Raw genomic sequence first — 22,127 nt, 5'->3', positions numbered from 1 at the left:
TTTATGGCATGCTTTAAATTTTATGCTATCGGCAGAGTATGAATGCCGCGGATACACCAGATAAACCCTTAGAGGATATCCTCAAAAGAGCGCGAGAAGCCGCAGGTGGGGAAAAAGTTGACTTAGTGGATTTGGTCAAAGCCTTTGGCGATCGTGCTTTTGGCCCTGTCATGATACTTTGCAGTTTATTCCTTATGACGCCCATAGGAGCAATCCCGGGTTTACCTGCAGCTTTTGGCTTGGTTGTTATCATTTTTGCTTTGCAGCTTTTGTTTAGACGGCCACATCCTTGGATGCCGTCAATATTGCGAAAAGTTAAAATTTCAGACTCTGCGCTAGAGAAAACTCAGGATAAAGTGTCTCCCTTTTTGCGCAAAATTGATAGCGTGATCAGGCCAAGACTACCTTGGGTTACTAGCGGGCCTATGCAAGCATTTACGGCCTTGCTCGCGATTATTCTGGCCGCGACTTTACTTCCTTTGGGAATGGTACCTTTTGGTGTTGTTGCACCCGCTTTTATTATTGGTTTATTGGGATTGGGCATCACGGCTCGTGATGGAGTTTTGATTATAATGGGTTTTTTGCTGAGCGTTGGTGTAGCGTTTGGCGTAACGAACCTCATCATGTCTGGCTTCTAGGGTCTGTGGAAAATTAAGGTTAAGATTAAGATATGAGGCAAAATCACATAATTTTAGAAGAAAATTCGAAGGCGTGCGTCCGCACGGCGAGGCTTTTCGACGACGAAATAGGTGATTTTGTCCATACCGCGAAGCGGCGCGGCGCTTTTGAACGACTTCTGCGTTGCAAATCCTCGGTGGTGCAAACACCACCTTGCGGTCTGCGCCTCAAATTCGTTCAAAATCGCGCCCGTCTTAACTCAACCTTAATTGTCCACAGACCCTAGTATCTCAAGATTGCGAACCGCTTGTTCATTGTATCGCGGACTGACCTCTATAGATTTTTCCAAAAGAATTCTGGCCAAGAGATACTCCTCACGTTGAAGCGCGATAAATCCAGCATCACTCAGGATAAGTCCGGCCTGTGCGGAGGCGAGATTCTTCAGAGCCCGATTATACTTACCCTGCATTAGCAGTGAAAAGCGGTGATTATTCTCAAACTGAACCTGATTTGGATTAGCTATACGAGCTCTATGAAAGTAGGCTTCTGCGATTTTATATTTTTTTTGAGCTAAATATGACATCCCAATATTGTTATTAAGACCTGCCAAGGAAAAACCTGCTAAATGCGCTTCTCCGTATGCCGTTTTGCTCTCATCCCATCGGTTTTGTGAATCATAAAACTGCCCTAAAGCATTCCACAATCTGTGATCATTAGGCGTAATTTTTATGGCTTGTTTTAATCTCGCTTCAGGGTTTTCTAATGTTCCTGCGGCGGTCTCAGCTAAAACTAACCCAGCAAATTGTTCAAGGGCCTGACCAGGTTTTAAGTCATATTTTGAGAGCCGTATAAAAGCTTTTACAGCGATATCATTTTTTCCAATTTTCAAAGCTGAGCGTGCTAAGCCAAAAAGAACATCTATGTTATCCGGATCATGCAAGAAAACTGCTGAGTAACTTTGATAACTTTCTTCGAATTGTCCATTTTCATAAAAGTTCCGAGCTTCAATTAAGGGGGCAAGCAGATCAAAAACGCTATTAGACGAACGCTCTATTGGCGAAATTTCTGGCGTAGGGACATCGGTTGCCTCTTCTGCAAATGCGCTACAGGAGAGGCTGGCTACAAAAACGAGAATTAGAAACAGACTTCGCTTCATATCTAACTCAATGTCTCAGCCAAACGAATGCCTGCAGGCAGTAACAGCATGACCATTAGGGTCGGAAAAATAAAGACTATCAGAGGAATTGTTAGTTTTGCGGATAGTGCCATGGCTTTCTCTTCGGCAAGCAACATGCGTTTTGTGCGCATATCATCTGAGAACGTACGTAGCGCCGCTCCCATTGATGAACCCATCTCTTCAGCTTGTCTTAGCATTATGGCGAGTGCCTTCGCTTCCTCTAAACCTATCCGTTCTGCAAAGTTCATCATCGCTTTATGACGCTCTCGACCCGCTCGTAACTCGAGGTTCATAATTTCAAGATTAACTTTCAAGGCCGGATATCTTCCGCCGAGTTCATTACTCACGCGCATAAGTGCTGCGTCCAACCCAAGACCTGCTTCAATACAGGCGACCATAAGGTCGGTCATATCTGGAAAGCCTTCTTTGCATCTCAGTGTGCGGCGCTTTTGTTTCCAGCGGATAAACATATTTGGTCCGAGAAGACCTGATACCGCCAAGGTCGAAGCTAAAAGAATAATCTTCTTCGCTCCCATATTCTCCCAAACAAGGCTCCAACAAAGCAGTAATATGAGTTGCGGGCCGAAGAGCGATATCACTCTTATTGCATAGAATGTTTTCACAGCTGCTTCATCGTAATACCCGGCCTTGGCAAGTTCTGAGCGGATTCGTGTTATTTCTTCAGCTCCGGGTAAAGTTAAATGGTCGCCCATGCGGGAGAGCCATTTTCTTTTTGGTTTGAGACCAATGTTTTCAATGTCAGCGTCATTGCTGCTTACAAGACGCTTATTCAGCTGTCGATTATGATTAAATGCGTTACGCGCAGCAAGAAACATTAAGCCAATGGATATAGCCAAGAAACTTAAGGCGACGATAATTGTGAGAGAATTTGTAAAACTAAGCATGGCGCGACTAAATTCTGAAATTTATCATTTTGCGCATGACAAGATTACCGATAGTCATCCAGATCGCCACACCAATAAAAGCAGGCTTTATAAGGTCGCTATCAGATACGTCGCCGTAAAAGTCAGGAGATGTAAATTTGATCAACATAAATAGAGCGATAGGCGCAATGTTGAGGATCATTGCAGACATTCGGCCCTCTGCGGAGCAAGCCTTAATACGGAGGCGCATTTTTTGTCTGTCTCGGGTGGTTTTTGCGTTGGCACGCAATAGTTCTGCAAGGTTACCACCCGTGCGTTCTTGAAGGCGTATCATTGCAGAGAAAAGTTCAAAATCATCATGGCCTATACGGTCTGAAAGGCGCTGTATTGCGGTACTTACTTTTGATCCAAATGAGACTTCATCACTGGCAATACCGAATTCAGACCCTATAGGGTCTGACATTTCTCGTGCTACAAGAGCCATCGCAACAGGTACGGGATGCCCTGCTGAAAGAGATCGAACAATAACGTCTAAGGCCTCAGGTAATTGGCTAACTGCCTTATTACGGCGACGTTTGACCAAAAATTTTAGACCTAGAATTGGTATGATTAGTCCTGAAATCGCGCCTATTCCTACCCAAATTAAAGTTCCTTTAAGGAGAAATAGCATGAGGCCCAAACTGACCGCCATTCCAGCCAATATGTAATAGATGTTATTGGCACCCAAGCGAAGGCCTGACTGCAAGACTAAATTATTGAGCCAGATAAGGGCTCCTTTTAAGTCTCCTGACTCCGTAAGGCTGCGTGATTTTCTGATTTTTGCGACCACATCCGCTTGTGTTTCTTCTGTCTGCATGCGGCGAAGCCTGTCGTTCGCCATTTTGACTTTAACAGCCGCTTGACGCCCAGCCCCCATGAAGGCTTGTAGAGCTAAAAAGCCTCCACAAAACACCATAAGATAAATGAGCCATATTGGGTAAGTGTTCACGACTAACCCACACGTTCTTTGATCGTTTTTTCCGTAATTTTACCAGCGGGTAAAACTTTAGGTTCGAACAGACCTTCAGGTAAAGGAATATCCCGGGTTTTGATCTCTTCAAGGCAACGTGGCCGAATACCGGTCGACCGGAACTCCCCAATGACTTCGTGCTTTGGACCCGTTCCAGTACGCGTGTAATTGAAAATTTCCTGCATTTGAATAATTGCGCCTTCCATACCCGTAATTTCAGATATGGACGTTATTTTGCGCTGTCCGTCAGACAATCGCACGGCTTGCACAATAATGCCAACCGCTGATGCGATTTGTCCGGCGACAGCTTCGGGCGTAATTTTCATATCGCCCATCGCAACCATCTGCTCTAGCCTTGTAATCGCATCGCGTGGGGTATTGGCATGAAGGGTCGCCATTGACCCCTCGTGACCCGTATTCATGGCTTGGAGCATGTCAAAAGCTTCCTCGCCACGAACTTCACCAAGAATTACGCGGTCAGGACGCATGCGCAATGCGTTCTTTACTAGTCCGCGCTGACGAATTTCGCCTTTGCCCTCAATATTCGGAGGGCGTGTTTCCATGCGTGCGACATGAGGCTGTTGCAATTGGAGTTCGGCGGCGTCTTCAATCGTAATCAATCTTTCTTTGTGAGAAATTGATTGTGATAATGCGTTTAAAAGTGTCGTTTTTCCCGAACCTGTACCACCTGAAATGAGAATTGTTACGCGTGCTTTACACGCTGCCCATAAAAATTGAGCCACAACATCCGGGATTGCATTGAATTCTACAAGTTTGTCGAGCGTTAAAGGAGACTTTGAAAATTTCCGAATAGAAACAAGAGGACCGTCTACAGCCACAGGTGCAATCGCAACATTAACGCGGGAGCCGTCGAGCAACCGGGCATCACAAAGCGGCTGGCTTTCGTCCACGCGCCGCCCGACTGTAGAAACAATTCGGTTAATAATACGCAAGAGGTGGGCTTCGTCGGCAAAGCGAACTTTTGAAAGCTCTAACTCGCCGCGCCGTTCAATATAAACCTGCTCATGGGTGTTTATCAAAATATCAGAAATGGTTTCATCCTGAAGTATGGGTTCAAGGGGGCCCAAGCCAGTCATTTCGTCGAATATGCCGGAGGCTAAATCATCAATTTCGCTTGAGTTTAGTTTTAGCTTATCCTCATGCACCATCTCTTTTACAACAGCATGAACTTTTTCGCGCAAAACAGGTGTTTCCATGCCGTCAAGCGCAGCCAAGTCAATTTCATCAATTAAGCGGCTATGCATTTTTATTTTAATATCCAGCCACTCATCTTCTTTTGAAGATGCTTTGCTGGGCGCAGTGGATTCTTTGATCGGTTCAACAGTTTTGACAGCTGAGATCAGATCTTGAGGTGAGCTTTGGGCTACCGTCTTTAGCGGTGCTGAAACAGGTGTTTCAGATGGCGTTACATTACTTAAAATATTTGAAAATCGACCCATGCGTTCGACTTAACAAATGGGCAATAATTCCGCGTTTAAAAATACGATTAAAGAGAGGTTTACGCGGCGGAGCGTTTGCTTTTAATTTGCTCTGGCTGAAGCAATTTATAAACTTTGCGGCTGTCTTTCACGTAACGACTTTCCGGACGCACAACACCTGCTGGTTCGCCGCAATTAATCGCGTCTCGCAGTGTATCAGTGTCAATACAAATTGTTGCTGTGATGTCTCTATTTAAAGCCGTTTCAGCATCTTTCTGACGCAAGGCATTTCGGAAAGATCGGCGCTCAAATTTATTGATTATGACTTCTGCACGAATATGTTCACCGAGTTTTTCTTCTACAGCATTCATTCTCATCCGCGCCAAATGCAAAGCAGGTATCGTCAGCTCCGTAAGAATAATAAACCTGTCAGACGCGCCTATAGCTGCGATATTCCAAGGTCTCCAATAACGCGGAACATCGATCACAATGTGGTCATACATCTGAGAAACGATATCCAATAAAGAGACGATGGTTGACGGGTTTACCATATCATTTCCGCCCAAGCTGTTGGGCGTTGCAATGAGATCAATACCTGAAGAATGGGTTGAAGTTAAAGCTGAAACGAAGGCCCGGTCAATACCATCCGTGGAGACTGTTAAATCGGACACAGACATATTCGGCGCAAGATCTAGATGATGCGAACAGGCTCCGCCTTCAAAATCTAAATCAATAAGACATATACGCGGTTCTTTTGTGCGTTCTTTTCGGTTTGTGTTTTTCTGACTTTCCATCGCAATATTATGCGCAATTTGAACGCATAGGCTAGTTGCGCCAACACCGCCTGCCGCGCCCATAATGGATATGCAGTGCACGTGATTTTCAGTCTCAGGGATGTCAAGCATGTCATTATTGACCATAATTGATGCTGTCATAACCACTCCTAAGCGCCCGTATTCGGGTTTTCGCCCCGGATAATAACTGGCCCTATTTTACATTTTGCGAAGGATTTAAAAAATGTCGAAATGGTCATTATTAGCCTTCCTTCTGATGGGTTTCTTTGAATTAATCTGTTGTTGTTATGGGTGTGGGCTCGGGCGTTTCGCCATTGCGGTAGCTCTCGCGCGCTTTAGCCCGCTTGGTTGCATCTGCAGGGATATAAGTATCGGCTTTTTGCCTCGCTGTCGGGGCTACAGCTTGAGCAGCTATATTTTGTCGTACGGCCACGCCAAACTCTGAAGACCCACTTTGAAGGGCTGGCTGCGTTGTCGCGCAAGCGGATAGACTGGCAAGACAGGTTATTGTCAAAATTGATTTCATCTTATTTTCCTATTCTTGTGCATATCCATAGCTTCCCGATAGACCGCCTTGCTCTGCAACTGGCCCCTCCAAAGCTCCACTTAAAAAACTCTCCACATCGCCTGGAATAGAGAGGCTGTCGAGTGGTGACGCGAGCTTTGAAATATCAGAGGCCGGTTGCACGAGGCGTGGGGTAACAATGATAACGAGTTCAGTTTCCGCTTTCTGGTAACGTGTAGAGCGAAAGAGCGAACCTAATACAGGGATGTCCCCAATCCACGGCGTTTGGGTTTTACGATTACTGCTCTCATTTTGCAAAAGACCTGCGATAGCAAAACTTTGTGAGTTTCTGAGTTCAATTGTTGTATTCGCGCGGCGCACACGTAGGGCAGGGACTTGAATATCTCCGACGCGTACAGAGTTTGTATTATCGAGTTGGCTGACTTCTGGAGCGACTTTCAAGTTGATAATTCCGTCATCTAAAACCGTTGGTGTAAAGGCGAGTCCCACACCAAATTGACGAAACTCGATAGTTATCCGGCCTTGGTCGGCTTGAACAGGTATTGGAAATTCACCGCCAGCAAGAAAGCTAGCTGTTTCACCAGACATTGAGACGAGGTTTGGCTCGGCCATGGTGCGAATTACACCTTTTTCTTCCAAGGCCTCAATAGACGTGTCCAATGTAGTGCGCCCAAAGGTGTTTCGCAAAACACCAGATAAAACGGGATTGGCTAAGGCTGAACCATTTTGAAACGCGAAATCGCCAGCGCGTTGCGTTAAGAGCCCAATGCCTAGTTCTTTTACAGCATCGCGAGTGGCTTCGACAAACCTGACCTCAAGCATAACTTGGTGAGAATCCTTAATTGATAATCCATTTGTAACGCGGTCAGGGGCGTAAGCTTGCGCAATTTTTTCAGCTTGCCGCGCAACGGAGTCAGTGGACACATTGCCCGACAAATATACGCCGCCCGCCATGTTGCGAACTTCGATTTTGTCATTTGGAAATGTTTCGAAAAGCGATTTTTTAAGCCCTGCCATATCAAACCCGACTGTGACATCGACAATATCGACCAAGCGTTTATCCGCATCATATAACATGACATTTGTCTTGCCGCGGGCTTTGCCCATGACCTGAAAAGACTTATCGGTTAAGACCACAACGTCGGCAATCTCAGCATTCGCGACGCGAACTTCTTTGAAAGCCGACTCAGTCCGCATGAGCACCATATCATCTTTGACGACTTTAGCGGCCACCCGCGTTTTTGATGAACTACTATCGACCCAGGATTTGGCATTTGCGGGCGCGGCTATCATTGCGGCGGCACTTAGTGCAAAACAAACCGTGTTTATGAGGTTGCGTTTCATCTTATCCACCAGCCATTTCTAATTTTGTATCCTCTCGCAAGACAGATACTTCGTCCCGTGTTTCGCCTCTAATGATTGTGACTTGTGCCACATTGGGTCTCTCGGCTTTGGAGGTAACGATTTTGGGTTTGCCTAGCTGCCGCTTTATTGATTTGGCAGGCACTTTTCCAAGTTGAGACGCTTTAACTGTAAGTGAGGATTCAAGAGCCGTTTCCCCAGCTGAGCGAAGTGTCAATGATAACGTGCCGCTTTCCAGTGCCAAATGTAAACTCTGTGCGTCGGCAGTTTTTACTTCAACTGTAACAGTTCGAGCAACATCTGCCGTGCTTGAGTTTTCATTCAAGTTTTGGTCAATGCCTAAGACTTTTATATTCTGTAACAAAACGTCAGCTATAAGGTCGGGTTGATCACCTTGTCTTTGAGTGTTTTGTGGATTGTCGCGAGTGAATATTACATCAACGAAGTCGCCGGGGACTATAAATCCTGCGACTCCGCTTACATCATCGACACGGATGGCTGCGGCGCGGTAACCCTCTGAAATTCGTGCTGAGAGAGAGCTTTTGCCGCCTGGTCCGCTTATTTTATAATTCATGAGAGGTTCGTTCAAACGCATCTGGTTCAGAACGACTGTGCGTTTTGTGATATCTGTAAAAATTTCATTGATTGAAGTATATGAACCTTGAGGAACAGCATCTTCCGGATATTCAACGACACGCAAGGAGTCCTCAGTTAAGGTATCGCCAAAATTCAAATCATTCGCTGCGATGACAACTGGGAACGTATTTTGTACTTTTGGCGCCGATGTCATAGATATTGGACGGCTGTCTCGAAATTCACTTTCAATAGCCTCATTGATCCAGCCGCGGGCTAAGATGACGGCCATTACGCCAAATGCAGCGGACGCTCCGAGTGTTACAACAGTATTGAGGCGCATGCCTATTCCTTCATCTAAGTCTTCTCCCGGAGGACGTTATTCATGCTATTAGGGTAAGGGTTCAAAATTTCTGTCAAGAAACAGCGTTTAGATATAGCTTAAATGAAGGCTTAATAATAGGTGAATGAGCATTAACTAAATTGCTTTAAAAAAATACAGCTCTCTTAGATTTCTATTAAGCATAGACATGTATGATGTTAGCAAGTTCAACTAACTCCGACGGAGAATCTTATGCGTCATCTTACACTTGCAATAATCGCTGCAACGTCACTTTTGGCTTCTGCCTCAGCTTCGGCTCTTACTGCTAAGCAAATTGTCGAAAAAGAAGTCGTGGTACAAATGCCTGACGGAACAGAAAATATAACGCGAGGTCCTGCTGAAATGGTCGTCCCCGGTGAGCGAATTGTCTACACGCTTAACTTCACAAATGATGATGCAGCCCCCGCTTCAGATCTTGTTCTGACAATGCCTGTACCGAGCGAAATTAAATTTATGGATGGTAGTGCCGATAAGGCAGGCGCAAAGACTGTGTACTCTGTAGATGGCGGTCAGTCCTTTGCTGAACGTTCCGTTCTTCGCAAGGTTGGCGCAGATGGCAATGTAAGGTTCGCAGCTGACGAAGATATCACGCATATAAGATGGACAGTGACAGGGCCCATTGAGGTAGGCGAAACAGGAAACCTCTCTTTCAAGGGTATTTTGAAATAAAAATACTAAGCTATATAGTTATGAGTCTGGAACCCGCCGATTGGCGGGTTTTTTGTTTTTGGTTATAAGTCTAGTATTGATATTCAATATTTTCTTGAGCCAATAATAAATCTAACCGCAGCGAAAAACCTATGGGCTAAAGGCCTAAATTCTTTTGAATTTTCAAGTTGTTTTGCCGTAACGTTAAGTTCGAAAACAGCTAATAAAACATAAATGTAACAAGCTGATATATATTTAAGTCGTTGTATTTGTTATATAAAATATTATTTTATAGTTTTAATAACAACAAATTTAAGGCCTTTATTAACTACGCCTCTAAGCACTGATTTAACCAACAGATGCTAGAAGACATCCATTAACTAACATAGGAAGTGGGTTATATAATGACTAAAACAACAATCTTGAAAGGGCTGCTGGGAGCAACCGCTCTTACAGTCTTCACGGCAGGTAGTGCACACGCACAATTAACGCCAGCCGGAACAAATGTGCAAAACACATTTACTCTAACATATGATGTGGGCGGCGTAACGCAGCCTGTCATCGACACAAGCGATCCAGCTGATCCGAATGGACCAACTGAATTTACAGTTGACCGTTTAATCGACCTTACAGTTGCTTCAAATGGTGACAATACAACAGCACCGGGTTCTACAGACGAAGAACTCGTCTTCTCTGTCACAAACGATGGTAACGATACGCAAGCTTATGCTTTGAGCGTAGTTGAAGAAGGCGGAGACGACTTTGATACCGATGATCCGGCAGGCGCAACACCTGTTCTTGTCTATTATATAGACGATGGTGACGGGGTTTATGAGCCGGGCGCAGGAGATGGCGCGCCGATCACTTATGATCCGGCCAATCCGCCAGAGCTTGGACCTGATGAAGTCCTTTGGGTCGTTGTCACGCAGGATATTCCTGTTGGTTCAACAGATGGCACAACTGCCGATCTTACGCTCGTTGCTGACACATTAGAGCCATCTACATCACCAAATGCAGGTGACCCTGTCACAGGTGACGGCGATGGTAATACACTGACAGGCGCGGCTGAAAATGTCCTCGCAGACGGTTCAGGAACAGCCAATGAAGGCGCAAATGCAGGTGACCACTCTGCAACAGGGACTTACATTGTTGCTGCAGCGGACGTAAACGCGTCCAAAGCTGTAACAGTTCATTCTGAAGACGGAACAGGTTGTTCAGTCATTCCAGGATCAGCTTCAGGCGGATATAGTATCCCTGGAGCATGTGTCGAGTATGTGATTACTGTTGAAAACACAGGGTCTGCAGGTGCAACTGATATCGTCATTAATGACGTATTGGCTGACGAGCTGGATTTTGCAGGCGCTGTCTTTGGCGGTGACTTCACAGGTGGATCTTTCTCATCTCCGGCTCTTCCGGCGGCGAACACAGATTGTACAGGCGGTGCTTGTGTTATCAATCTGACCGGCGCGTCGCTTCCGGCACCCGTGGCACCTGCTGTTTCGACAACAGGTACTGTGACAATTCGTGCGTTTGTTAAATAACGCATAAATCAACACACATTTGGTCTGCCGCCTTTTAGGGCGGCAGACCTCGCTAAGAAAAGCAGCTTTTGCGAGCTGGCTCATTCTTCATGGCTGTGGATAGGTAATTGAACCCAACATTTAAACATAACTTTGGCGCGATAGCTCTTGCCGCGACTGCATGGATTGCAGGAAGCGAAGGTGCTCAGGCTCAGGACTTCGGTGCGGAAGTCGTCAATATCGCCTCCGTCAGCTATGATACAAATGGTGTATCTGAGCGGGTTGTAACAAACCGTGCTGTCTTTACTGTTCGTCCTGCGCCAACCCCTGCTGTTATTGAGTTCTTCCGTAACTCCCCCACAGCACCATCACCCATTCTTCGCAATATTAACGGGTCTGATTTCAGCCCATCTGGAGACCTGACGGGTGAATATACGAGTGTAGGTGACCCTGTGACTACAGGCGGTGACCTTGTAAAACTAAATGATGAAATCCCGCTTATTCCTGCAACGACTTACCTAGCTGGTGAGCTCATGTTCGTGCGCGTCACAGATATGGGGCAGAACCTTAATTCCGGCGCTATTGATACACTTAATATCACAATAACTTCTGATATTGGGGATGTTATTGTCCTACGTCTATATGAGTCGGATCCTAACTCCGGCGAATTTTGGGCTTACGTTCCCTCGACGCTTGGAACTGCTGCGCCTAATGATAATGAGTTAAGTGTTGGCGCGAACACACAGCTTACAGCGACTTATATTGATACATTTGATGCGACCGACGTGACTGTCGATACCGCTATCGTAAATCCCCTAAACCGTGTCTTTAGTTCAGTCTCGGGTGAATTTATCGATGGCGCGAAAGTCACGCTAATAGATTTGGGAACAAATACTGATGCCAATGTTCGCGGTGTGGATGGTTTTTCGTCCTTTCCGGCTGAAGTCATCAGCGGCAGTGAAGTACAAGATGGCGGCGGACTGACATATGAAATGGGAACAGGTGAGTTCCGCTACCCAATCGTTGACTCTGGCAACTATGCCATTTTGGTTGACCCACCGGAAGGATATCGTTTCTCGTCAGTGCTCCCGCCGGAAAGTTTTACACAATATGCAGATGGCAGTTTTGTTATAACTGACGCCTCATATGGCGAGAACTTTAGTCTGGGTGAGGCCGGCCCTCTACGGTTTGATATCCCGCTCGACCCCGACACAGATTTGGTTGTCAACAAAACGGCAGACCGTAGCTTTGGTGATGTTGGCGATTTCGTAAATTATACTGTAACAATTGAGAACCGTGGCCAGGTTGCAGCCCCAGTAATGCTTTATGATACATTGCCAGTTGGGTTCCGCTATGTGCCGGGAACATCTCGAGTGGTCCAGAACACAATTTCAGATCCTGAAGTTTCGGCTAATGCAACGCTTTTGACATTCCCAATGGGCCTTGTTGAGCCCGGTGAGACACTCTCCCTTGATTATGCTCTAGAAATTGGTCCGGGCGCTCCTATGGGTGACGCCGTAAATGAGGCTGTAATCGTTGACCGAAACGGAGACCAACTTTCAAATATCGCCCGTGCAGGGATTAGATTGCGTGAAGACCTCATTCGTTCACGTTCGACAATAGTAGGCCGCATCTCCGAGCAAAGCTGTGATGGCGATGAAGATTGGGCGCGTGAAATTAAAAGAGGCGTCGGTGTGGAAGGCGTTCGTCTTTACATGGAAACAGGCGCATATGTCGTTTCTGACCCAGACGGCCTGTTCCATTTTGAGGGCGTCAGTAAAGGTACTCACGTCGTCCAAGTCGATGAAGAAACTTTGCCGCAAGGCTTTGAGTTGATGAAATGCGAAGAAAACACGCGCTATGCTGGTGCCGTGAACTCAAAATTCATTGATGTTCAAGGCGGCGGTATCTGGCGGGCTAACTTCTATCTAAAACAGACAGGTCAGCGCGAAACCCTCATTGAGGATGAAGTCTTTAACGACGCTAAAGAATATAAAGATTACGATGTTACGTGGCTTGAGGAGCAAAATGGCGATATTGATTGGGTTTATCCTGATACAAATCGTACGCCGTCAAAACCGTCAACGAACATTGGTATTAAACACGGTGCTGATCATGTCGTAAAACTGACCGTAAATGGCAATCTCGTCTCAGACATGAATTTTGCTGGCAAAGATGGCAATTCTGACCGGAGCGTTATGATCAGCCGTTGGCGCGGTGTGGACCTTCTTGAAGGCCGCAATGAAATTATCGCGACCGTCAGAGATAAGAATGGCACAGTTTTAAAAACGCTGCGCGAAGAGATTTCTTTTGTAAAAACTATCGCACGCGCCATTCCCATGCCTGACCAATCGACCTTGGTGGCTGATGGCCGCACCGTCCCAGTTGTTGCTATTCGCATGGAAGACGAAGCAGGGCGCCCCGTTCATGCGGGCCGCATCACAACTATCGATGTTGAGCCGCCTTACAGGCTTTACGATGAAACAGGTGAAAATCGCCTCATTGAGCAGACCCAGGATCTTATAGCGCCGTTGTCAGCGCGTCAGGACTTTTCAATTGGCGCGGATGGCGTCCTTAAGGTCAAGTTAGAGCCCACACTGCGAACAGGTAAAGTCACTGTCATCGCCACGCTCGATAATGGCCGCAAAGTTCCGATCTATATGTATATGGAACCTGAAAAGCGCGACTGGATTCTTGTTGGTTTGGCAGAAGGCTCATTAGGATACGATAATATAAGCGGCAATGCCGTTGCGCTTGGCGAGACTGAGGGCAAAGATGTTATCAAAGATGGCCGTTTGGCCTTCTTTGCCAAAGGTATGATCAAGGGCAACTGGCTCATGACTATGTCTGTCGATACATCAAAACATAAAGAGACCGGAAATATTGACGGAGACTTCTTAGGCGAGATTGACCCAAATGCTTATTATACGCTTTATGGCGACAGGTCTTACCAAGAATTTGAGGGCGTTAGCCGTTACCCTGTTTATGTAAAGCTTGAGAAGCGTCAGGCTTACGCCATGTTTGGCGATTATGACACCAACATCACTGAAGGTCGTCTGACGTCTTATAACCGCCGTCTTTCCGGCCTAAAAGCTGAATATCTTGGCGATAATCTGCAAGTCTTAGGGTTTGCGGCAGAGACAAACCAAGGCTTTGCAAAAGATGAAATTGCGGCAGATGGCACGAGCGGAACCTATCAACTTTCCAGTCAGCGTATCCTCGCGCAATCTGAAGAGATTGTTGTTGAGACTCGCGACCGTTTCCGCCCAGATGTCATTTTAGAGCGCAAAGTTATGGTGCGTTACCTTGATTACACGCTTGATTACACGCTTGATTATTACACCGGTCAATTGATCTTCCGCCTACCCGTAGATGTATCTGACGCAGAGTTTAACCCCAATGTCATTGTCGTGGATTACGAAACGGCTGAAGACGCGGAACGTAACATTACATTTGGTGGCCGCGTACAAGCACAAGTTCTGAACGATAAGGTTCAAATCGGATCTACATTCGTGCATGAAGACGGTTCAAGTCTGCAAGGCGGCATTGAGCAAAACCAAGTTGGCGTGGATGTGATTGCACAAATCACAGATAATACTCAGCTTCGCGCCGAATATGCGATCACAGAAAACAAAGGGTCCTCAAATGACGGGACAGCCTCTGCGATTTTGGCGGAAGTCATCCATACGTCTGAAAACTTCTCCGGCGAAGCTTATTACCGAGAAGAAGAGGCGGGTTACGGTGTTGGACAATTGAATTCAAACACAGCAGGCGTTCGCCGTTATGGGGCCAAGGGTAGCTATAAGTTTGATGAGTTTGAAGATGAGGACACAGGTCGCCGCGGGAACCGCAGCGTTGAGGCTCAGGCTTTCCGCGAAGAAAACCTGACATCAGGAAACTCGCGCAACACGGCTGAGGTCGTAGCGACCCACCAAGGTGAACTATTGACGTTAAGCGGGGGCTTTAGAGCCAGTAAGGATGAGATCGTCGGCTCTGAGGATCGTCAGTCTCTACTTGCGATTGGCCGTGCTGCCGTTCGCGTACCCAAACTTGATGCAACCATTCAGGTCAGTCATGAGCAACCTCTTGGCGGCAAAGATGAAGTCAGTGCTTATCCGCAGCGCACAACAATTGGCGTAGATAAAAACTTAAAAGACAAAGCCACTTTGTCAGTGCGCCATGAAATGCTCAATGGAGCAGATACAAAAAGCAATAACACGATTGTTGGCGTTGCAGTGACACCTTGGAAGGGCACCACTGTCTCGGCCAATTCCGATCTTTTGACAAATGATGGCGGACGCCGCTTAGGCGCAACCATTGGCTTGGATCAACAAGTCCAGATCAATGAGAACTGGTCGGCTTCAGGTGGTTTGCGAAACCGCAATGTCATCGACCAAAAAGGAAGCTTTATTGAAATAGCTCCCGACGCCGCTGTGTCCCCGCTTGAAGTGAATGAGGATTTCACTTCTGCATATGTCGGTGCAGCCTATCGCGATGACGTTATGAGCGGCTCTGCACGAGTTGAGGGCCGCAAGTCTTCGATTGGCGACACATATACGGCGACCGCCGGTGTTGCACGGGAGCTCTCTGAAGAATTGTCTCTCGCAGGTTCTGCAAGAGCGCTCTTTACGAATCCTGATGATCAATCACAAAATACAAGTCAATTAGACGTTCGGATCGGTGGTGCGTGGCGTCCTCGTAATGAAGACACAATTATCTTTGATCGCTTCGATATTAGTCATGATAAAAATGCGCGCGGGGAGACTGAAACTAAAGTCGTCAATAACTTGGCTGTTAATCAGATGATCACGGACCGCCTTCAAGCCACGGCTAATTATGGCGTGAAACATGTCAGCACAGAACTTGCTGGAAAGAAATTGAAAAGCTGGAACCATCTCGTGGGCGGCGAAGCGCGTTTTGATGTAACCGAGAAAATCGATATTGGTGTTCGCGGTAGTTATATGACCTCTAAGGGCACAAACACGTCACAATATAGTTTTGGTCCTTCGATAGGCGTTAGCCCAGCTAAGAATATTTGGGTGTCGGCAGGCTATAACATTGAAGGTTTTAAGGATGATGATTTTGAGGCGGCTGAGTATTCTCGAAAAGGGGCTTATCTGCAGATGCGCCTCAAATTTGACCAGAATACAGCAAGCGGTTTATTGCGCCGGATCTCGCCAAATAATGTGCAGCCTTACACGCCTAAGCAGGTTTACACAGTTCAAAAAGAGGCGGCTCCTAAAAACGTAAAGCAGAGCTTGCTTTGTTCTGATGGCCAAACACAGGTTTTCAATTTAAGTGCTTGTCCAGTTGTTCCGATGCCAGCACCAGTGGAAATCGTACCGGCTGAGGTGGTCGCGCCTAAAACAGAGCTAACAGCATATGTGTGTGATGATGGTGCTACGAAGGTTTTTGACTTGGCTGAATGTCCTGTAGCCACTCCTGAGCCTGTGATTATGACAAAAGCAGCTGAGATCGCTCGTCCAAATTTAAATATGTGCGGAACTTCCAATGTCGCAATTTTTAGCATCCCGGCTAATGAGGCGCCTAAGCAGGTTACGCGTTTAGGCACGATGCCCGAATTTGGAAATTCTCACGGCTTAACGCCAACAGCTTTCTTTGAAAAACTTCAAGCCCGCTACGCCGATAATGAAACGGACCGTAAGTATTTGGATTATCTCTTTACGTCTATGGGCTACGAAAATGGATTTGCTGATGCGGATGCCTCTTTATTTTCCGAAGACATCCTGCCTGTAGGAACGTCCGGCTTGCTTGGATTGGGAAAACAACATCACTTTGAATATTCTGTATTGCCATCTCAACAAGAAGATCGTGAGGCCTTCCGTATCCTATCAGCCAATGGTAGTGTCGTGCACTTCATGAAAACATGCGGGAATTATTTCTACGGATGTGAGGGATAGGCACTCTCAGCATGTCGTTTCGGAGCTGAAACGATATCCGACTGCCGCATTCACCATTTTTATAGGTTACAGCTGTTCTGGCTTGTTGGAATCACGCGTTTATGGTTCGTTAACTTATTGATTCGTCCCATGGGGGGGCGTTATCGCAAGTCATCAGCCTTCCGGGGGGAACTATGAACTTCTTTAAGCGCGAAAAAATAACAGCAGAACGACCAAAAGAAATAGGGTTATCACCCGTATACACGCCCTCAGCCTCACTAACCGGCAAAACGGCCTCAGCAGATGACATTACGCAAGCGCGTGAGTCGGTTGACTTTATAGTTGGTGAACTCAAAGCAAATGCAGAGCAGCAGCAGCTTGCGGCCAAACGGATGAGCTCTCTCAATAAAACGATTGCAAAAATGGAAACGGGTCTTCGCCACGTTGCAAGGCTTGAAACTGAAACAGCAAAATTGAGCAATGATCTCGAAGCGACAGCAAAGAAATTAGAGCAAAAGACTGAGTGGGCTTCAGAGCAAGAGAACAAGCTTATCAATTTAGAGCGTCAGCACAATGACATGCGCCAAAAATTAGAAAACACAAAAGCCGATATCGCTCAGCGCAAAGACCGAGAGGTTGCAGACCGTGAGAAGTTGATTAAGCAAGGTCGTGATATTGAAACACTCTCAAGTCAACTGACACAGAAAGATGAAAAGCTCGCGACTATCCAAATGACGAACCAGAACCTTCAAGACGAAGTTGCGCAACAAGCTGGTAGTCTTTCAACGCAAAATCACCGCGTTATTGAACTGTCAAAAAGTGTTGAAGAGTTATCCAACCGCTTAGATACAAAGACCAAAGCGGCTGATAGTGCGGAAGTAGAGCTTAAAAACTTGCGGCTTGATTTCAACGAGATGAAAGCAAAATATTTCGAGTCTAATAGTGCCCTTGAAAATGCTAGATATGATCTTAAAGCGCAAAAGAATGTATATGAGGACACACTTAAGCGGCGCGATGATGAAACACTCGCCTTAAAGAGCCGTATTGATCAGCTTAATACGCAAGTACGTATTAAAGATAATATGTCTTCGCATTTTGATGAAGAGATCATAACTCTTCGTAATCAACTTGAGTCTGAACGCGAGAGAAACGACCGAAATGAAACACGTTTCCGCGGTAAAGCTGATGAAGTCGAGCGCAATGCCCGTGCATTAGCGCGTTCGAAAGTCGAGTTTGAAAACTTAAACGCCAAATTCACGGCAGCTATGGAAGACATTGACACGCTTCGCAAAATCAATTTGGTGCAGAAGCAAAAGCTCGAGCGCTATGCAGCCATTGGCGGCGTAAGTGTCGGGTCAAGTATGGTAGCGGCAGACGCGGCGCGTGCGGATGCAGCCTCAAAATATCCTGTTTTACCAAAAGAAGAAAAAGTAGCGACGCCGCGCTTAAAGGCTATCAAATAAAATTATTTTAGCGCATTGCATTTTTGTGCGGGCAAGCGAATGATCTGATGAACTTCAATTTTTGTTGGATCAGCTATTCCGTTAAGTGAGGAAATGTCACTCACTGATGAACAGTTTTCACGGGCGATACGATATAAAGTATCGCCCCTTTTTATGGAATAATAATAACCGTCAGCCGCTATTACGCTTGTAGAGGCTTTAACTATTTTTGCTTTTTGCAGCGGCGCAACTTTAGGAGCTGGCGATGTTGCATAAGTGGAGTTTTGCCGGATGTAAGTTGGGGAGGCTACTGTTTGAACATTCGTGTAAGCTCGAACAAGTTGGGCGGCTTTTGAGTTTTGACTCTCAAAGTAATCACGGCAATTAACTTCAACATCCGCTATTATATTTGATGAGCGCCCGGCTTCTTCTAGGATAAGCACGCGCGCCATGTCATTTTTCATATTTCGATCAGCCGCGCGCTGGCGCATATTGTCATTCTCGCAAACCATGGCAGCTTCGGCTTTTTGAACTTTTGGTGCTTCATAGCGGGCGGTTTGGACCACCGCAGGGGTAGTCACGGATTTAACCTTCTTGGCTTTCTTGCGTTCAATTTTCACGGTTGGAATATTATCTGACACGGTCGAGCAAGCAGCGAGACCACTCGAAGCCAAGATTATAAATGAAGATACAATAAGCCCACAACGCAACATACTTAGCCCTATAAATAGGGCCTTATACTTGCAGTTTATGGTTTACGAAGGGTTAAACCAATATCCAAAGCGTAAGATTTAGAGAATTGTCTGCCCGGTTTTTTCCCAATCTTTCATGAAGGCCGCGAGACCTTTATCGGTCAGGGCATGATTGGAGAGCCCTTTGATTACATTTGGAGGGGCCGTCATGACATCTGCGCCTACTAACGCACAGTCTTTGACATGATTGGCATTACGAATTGAGGCCGCGAGTATTTCAGTCTCAAAGCCGTAATTATCATAAATGATGCGGATATCTTGAATCAGCTCCATCCCATCTAGCGAGAGGTCATCCAGACGTCCGATAAAGGGCGAAATATATGTTGCGCCGCATTTAGCTGCGAGCAGAGCTTGGTTAGGAGAAAAGCAAAGCGTGACATTTGTGGGCGTGCCTTCGCGAGATAAGATACTGCAAGCTTTCAAGCCATCCATTGTGAGGGGCAGTTTCACGCAGACATTTGATGCGATTTTGCGAAGGGCGCGTCCTTCCTCAATCATCTTATCAGCTTCCATCGCGACAACTTCGGCGCTGACATGACCTTCAGTAATTTTGCATATTTCAGCAATGACCTCTTTAAAGTCGCGGCCGGACTTTGCAATTATGGATGGGTTAGTCGTTACGCCGTCAACAAGGCCAATATCATTTAGCTCGGTAATGGCGTCGAGATCTGCACTATCAACAAAAAACTTCATGGGAGGCTCCAAAAGGGGGACGATTCTAGTTGAATGTCTGCTATCACGAATTATGGCCGCACAAAATGCCCAAATCCTTTTTCCTGTGAATGTTCCAGGTGCATTTGATTATCGCATTCCACATGGCGTGAACATTAAGCGTGGCGACTTCGTATTTGCCCCAATCGGCAAGCAAATGAAGCTTGGCGTTGTCTTTGATATATTAGAGGATGACGGAGGCCGTACACTCAAAGATATTGCCCAAGTCAAAGCGACACAGCCTCTTTCGGTAGAGATGCTCAGATTTATCGAATGGACAGCTCGATATAATTGTGTCTCGCCTGGCCTTGTTTTGCGGATGGTTGTGCGAAGTTATAAAGCGCTTGATCCTAGTCCCATGGTCACGCAATTTTCGCCAAGCGAATCTTTGCCTTCTAAAATGACGGCATCCCGGCAATCTATTCTAGAGCATGGAGGGCCTTTTCCTGCGCGCGCCTCAGAAATTTCAGAACGGGCTGGGGTGAGCTCGGGCGTTGTGAGAGGGTTTGAAGCTGCAGGCGGATTGATCGCTCAAAACCTGCCTGTCGATGGCCCCTTTGGCGTGCCAAATTCAGAGCATGGCGGGATTGCTCTCACATTCGCGCAAAGGCGTGCCTCTGACGAACTCATCGCGCAAGTCGCTAAGCGTGATTATAATGTTAGTCTGCTTGATGGTGTGACGGGGTCGGGTAAAACAGAAGTCTACTTTGAAGCTGTTGCCGAAGCTCTGAAAAAAGGAGGACAAGCGCTCATTCTCGTGCCAGAAATTGCGCTTACGCAAGCAGGTATGTCGCGTTTTGAAGCGCGTTTTGGCGTGGCACCGGCGCCTTGGCATTCACAACTTGGAGACGCTTCGCGGCGGCGGGTTTGGCGCGAAGTAGCTCAGGGGAGGGCACAGTTAGTCGTAGGGGCGCGGTCAGCGCTTTATCTACCATTCCCAAATTTGCGTCTGATCGTAGTCGATGAGGAGCATGACACGTCTTACAAGCAAGAAGAGGGCGTCATCTATAATGCCCGTGATATGGCGGTTGTGAGGGCTAAAATCGCCAAGCACTCAGTTGTGTTGGCCTCGGCCACACCCTCTCTTGAGAGTTTGGTCAATGCGCGAACAGGCCGATATGCCCATGTAATTTTGCCAGAGCGTCCGGGCGTAGTAACGCTTCCCGAAATCGACCTGGTAGATTTGAAGGATCACCCACCTGAGAAGGGGGACTTTATCTCTGCGCCTTTAATAGAGGCGACGAATGCCGTCTTGGCCCGCGGCGAGCAGGCCATGCTTTATCTCAACCGCCGGGGCTACGCCCCGCTTATTATCTGCCGCAATTGCGGGCAGAAACTCAAAAGTCCCGACACTGATAGTTGGTTAGTAGAGCACCGTGCAACAGGCCGCGCGATGTGTCATCAGACAGGCTTTTCTATGCGCATGCCTACCGCGTGTCTCGAATGCAAAGCTGAGGACAGCCTAAACGCTGTTGGCCCTGGTGTTGAACGCGTAGCTGAAGAAGCCGCAAAGCATTTCCCGGATGCTAAAATCGAAATTTTCTCCTCTGATACAGCTGGTAACCCCGCCGAAATCGCCGCCCGTATGACACGGATGGAGCAGGGCGATATTGATATCCTTGTCGGAACGCAAATGGTTGTTAAAGGGCATAACTTTCCCAAGCTGACTTTTGTCGGTGTTGTCGATGGCGACTTGGCACTCGCAGGCGGTGATCCTCGCGCAGGGGAGCGGACTTACCAAACCTTGGTGCAGGTCGCGGGCCGAGCAGGTAGGGCGGATAAGCCGGGCCATGCCCTTATTCAGACGCATCAACCTGATCACGAAGCTCTGGCGGCATTAGCCGCAGGCGACCGCGAGCGCTTTATATCAGCAGAACTGGGCCTGCGCGAGGCATTGCTATTGCCGCCTTTCGGGAAATTAGCCGGGGTTATTATATCAGGTGAAGATTTGAAAAAAACCGAGGCTCTCGCCAAAAAATTTGTATCATTGGCACCCAGAGCCGATGGTGTTGAGATATTAGGCCCAAGCGAGCCGCCTATAGGCCGCATCCGAGGCCGCTATCGCCGCCGCCTACTTGTTCAAGCCGAAATGACTGTAAACCTCCCCAAATATATGAAAACATGGCGTGCAAGGGTAAAACCACCCTCAAAATACAAACTCCAAATCGATATAGATCCACAGAGTTTTATGTGAGTTTGAGATAATGCAATGCAATTTTTGTTAGTGCGACATATGATAGCCATTTTAGGTGGTGGTCGAGGTGCATTTTTGCAACACCTAGGCATAATTTTATGAGCTTTTGATGTAAGATGTTGCAGTTCGTTAAGATTTCTCTTATCGGAAAAGCCAGACACTATGAATTTAGTGCAAAATAATGCAAAACTTTACT

General features: G+C 46.8%; 16 protein-coding genes. 6 read left to right on the top strand and 10 right to left on the bottom strand.

Going from position 1 to position 22,127, the window contains the following annotated elements; genetic code table 11:
• The first annotated feature begins 38 nt into the window (after nucleotides 1–38).
• Nucleotides 39–638 carry an exopolysaccharide biosynthesis protein gene (locus F569_RS16345; RefSeq protein WP_051279245.1) on the top strand — a complete coding sequence of 200 codons (600 nt, stop codon included), beginning with the start codon at nucleotides 39–41 and terminating at the stop codon, nucleotides 636–638.
• 245 nt (nucleotides 639–883) lie between these two features.
• Here the strand turns inward: F569_RS16345 and F569_RS0103800 are convergent, their stop codons facing one another.
• The 8 genes from F569_RS0103800 to cpaB all read right to left on the bottom strand — a co-directional run bounded on the left by F569_RS0103800 (nucleotide 884) and on the right by cpaB (nucleotide 8,725).
• On the bottom strand, nucleotides 884–1,774 hold the full coding sequence (locus F569_RS0103800) for a tetratricopeptide repeat protein (RefSeq protein WP_026941116.1): 891 nt from the start codon (nucleotides 1,772–1,774) through the stop codon (nucleotides 884–886).
• 2 nt (nucleotides 1,775–1,776) lie between these two features.
• Nucleotides 1,777–2,700 (bottom strand): type II secretion system F family protein, encoded by a 924-nt coding sequence (locus tag F569_RS0103795; protein WP_034387163.1) that lies wholly within the window; start codon nucleotides 2,698–2,700, stop codon nucleotides 1,777–1,779.
• A gap of 7 nt (nucleotides 2,701–2,707) precedes the next feature.
• Nucleotides 2,708–3,667: a type II secretion system F family protein gene (locus F569_RS0103790; protein ID WP_026941114.1), complete on the bottom strand. Its 960-nt coding sequence runs from the start codon at nucleotides 3,665–3,667 to the stop codon at nucleotides 2,708–2,710.
• Between the two features lie 2 nt (nucleotides 3,668–3,669).
• Nucleotides 3,670–5,148: a CpaF family protein gene (locus tag F569_RS16340; RefSeq protein WP_051279241.1), complete on the bottom strand. Its 1,479-nt coding sequence runs from the start codon at nucleotides 5,146–5,148 to the stop codon at nucleotides 3,670–3,672.
• Nucleotides 5,149–5,207: 59 nt separating this feature from the next.
• On the bottom strand, nucleotides 5,208–6,062 hold the full coding sequence (locus F569_RS0103780) for an AAA family ATPase (RefSeq protein ID WP_026941113.1): 855 nt from the start codon (nucleotides 6,060–6,062) through the stop codon (nucleotides 5,208–5,210).
• Between the two features lie 130 nt (nucleotides 6,063–6,192).
• Nucleotides 6,193–6,447: a hypothetical protein gene (locus F569_RS0103775; RefSeq protein ID WP_026941112.1), complete on the bottom strand. Its 255-nt coding sequence runs from the start codon at nucleotides 6,445–6,447 to the stop codon at nucleotides 6,193–6,195.
• A 9-nt stretch (nucleotides 6,448–6,456) separates the two neighbouring features.
• The gene (locus F569_RS0103770) at nucleotides 6,457–7,791 is read right to left on the bottom strand and encodes a type II and III secretion system protein family protein (RefSeq protein WP_026941111.1); all 1,335 of its coding nucleotides are present in this window, start codon (nucleotides 7,789–7,791) and stop codon (nucleotides 6,457–6,459) included.
• Between the two features lies 1 nt (nucleotide 7,792).
• Nucleotides 7,793–8,725 carry a Flp pilus assembly protein CpaB gene (gene cpaB, locus F569_RS16335; RefSeq protein WP_051279239.1) on the bottom strand — a complete coding sequence of 311 codons (933 nt, stop codon included), beginning with the start codon at nucleotides 8,723–8,725 and terminating at the stop codon, nucleotides 7,793–7,795.
• Nucleotides 8,726–8,956: 231 nt separating this feature from the next.
• Here cpaB and F569_RS16330 point away from each other — a divergent pair, with 231 nt between their 5' ends.
• The 4 genes from F569_RS16330 (at nucleotide 8,957) to F569_RS0103745 (ending at nucleotide 18,295) form a co-directional block, all read left to right on the top strand.
• Nucleotides 8,957–9,433, top strand: a complete 477-nt coding sequence (locus tag F569_RS16330; protein ID WP_051279237.1) for a DUF11 domain-containing protein — start codon at nucleotides 8,957–8,959, stop codon at nucleotides 9,431–9,433.
• Between the two features lie 383 nt (nucleotides 9,434–9,816).
• Entirely contained in the window at nucleotides 9,817–10,953 is a 1,137-nt protein-coding gene (locus F569_RS0103755) for a hypothetical protein (RefSeq protein ID WP_026941110.1), read from the top strand.
• Nucleotides 10,954–11,060: 107 nt separating this feature from the next.
• Entirely contained in the window at nucleotides 11,061–16,853 is a 5,793-nt protein-coding gene (locus F569_RS0103750; RefSeq protein WP_026941109.1) for a DUF11 domain-containing protein, read from the top strand.
• Between the two features lie 173 nt (nucleotides 16,854–17,026).
• A complete protein-coding gene (locus F569_RS0103745; protein ID WP_026941108.1) occupies nucleotides 17,027–18,295 on the top strand; it encodes a coiled-coil domain-containing protein in 1,269 nt (422 codons plus the stop codon).
• Between the two features lie 2 nt (nucleotides 18,296–18,297).
• On the opposite strand, the gene F569_RS0103740 is transcribed toward F569_RS0103745, so the two are convergent.
• Both F569_RS0103740 and fsa read right to left on the bottom strand, forming a co-directional pair.
• Nucleotides 18,298–18,915 (bottom strand): LysM peptidoglycan-binding domain-containing protein, encoded by a 618-nt coding sequence (locus F569_RS0103740; RefSeq protein WP_162143737.1) that lies wholly within the window; start codon nucleotides 18,913–18,915, stop codon nucleotides 18,298–18,300.
• A gap of 150 nt (nucleotides 18,916–19,065) precedes the next feature.
• Nucleotides 19,066–19,719, bottom strand: coding sequence for a fructose-6-phosphate aldolase (gene fsa / locus F569_RS0103735; protein ID WP_026941106.1), 654 nt, complete (start codon nucleotides 19,717–19,719; stop codon nucleotides 19,066–19,068).
• A gap of 52 nt (nucleotides 19,720–19,771) precedes the next feature.
• Between fsa and F569_RS0103730 the strand changes: the two genes are divergently transcribed.
• A complete protein-coding gene (locus F569_RS0103730) occupies nucleotides 19,772–21,931 on the top strand; it encodes a primosomal protein N' (RefSeq protein WP_026941105.1) in 2,160 nt (719 codons plus the stop codon).
• Nucleotides 21,932–22,127: the final 196 nt, after the last annotated feature.

The organism is Hellea balneolensis DSM 19091 (assembly GCF_000428525.1).
GTDB lineage: Bacteria > Pseudomonadota > Alphaproteobacteria > Caulobacterales > Maricaulaceae > Hellea > Hellea balneolensis.
Note: the sequence above shows the minus strand (reverse complement) of the source record. Positions and strands in the feature narration are given on the sequence as shown.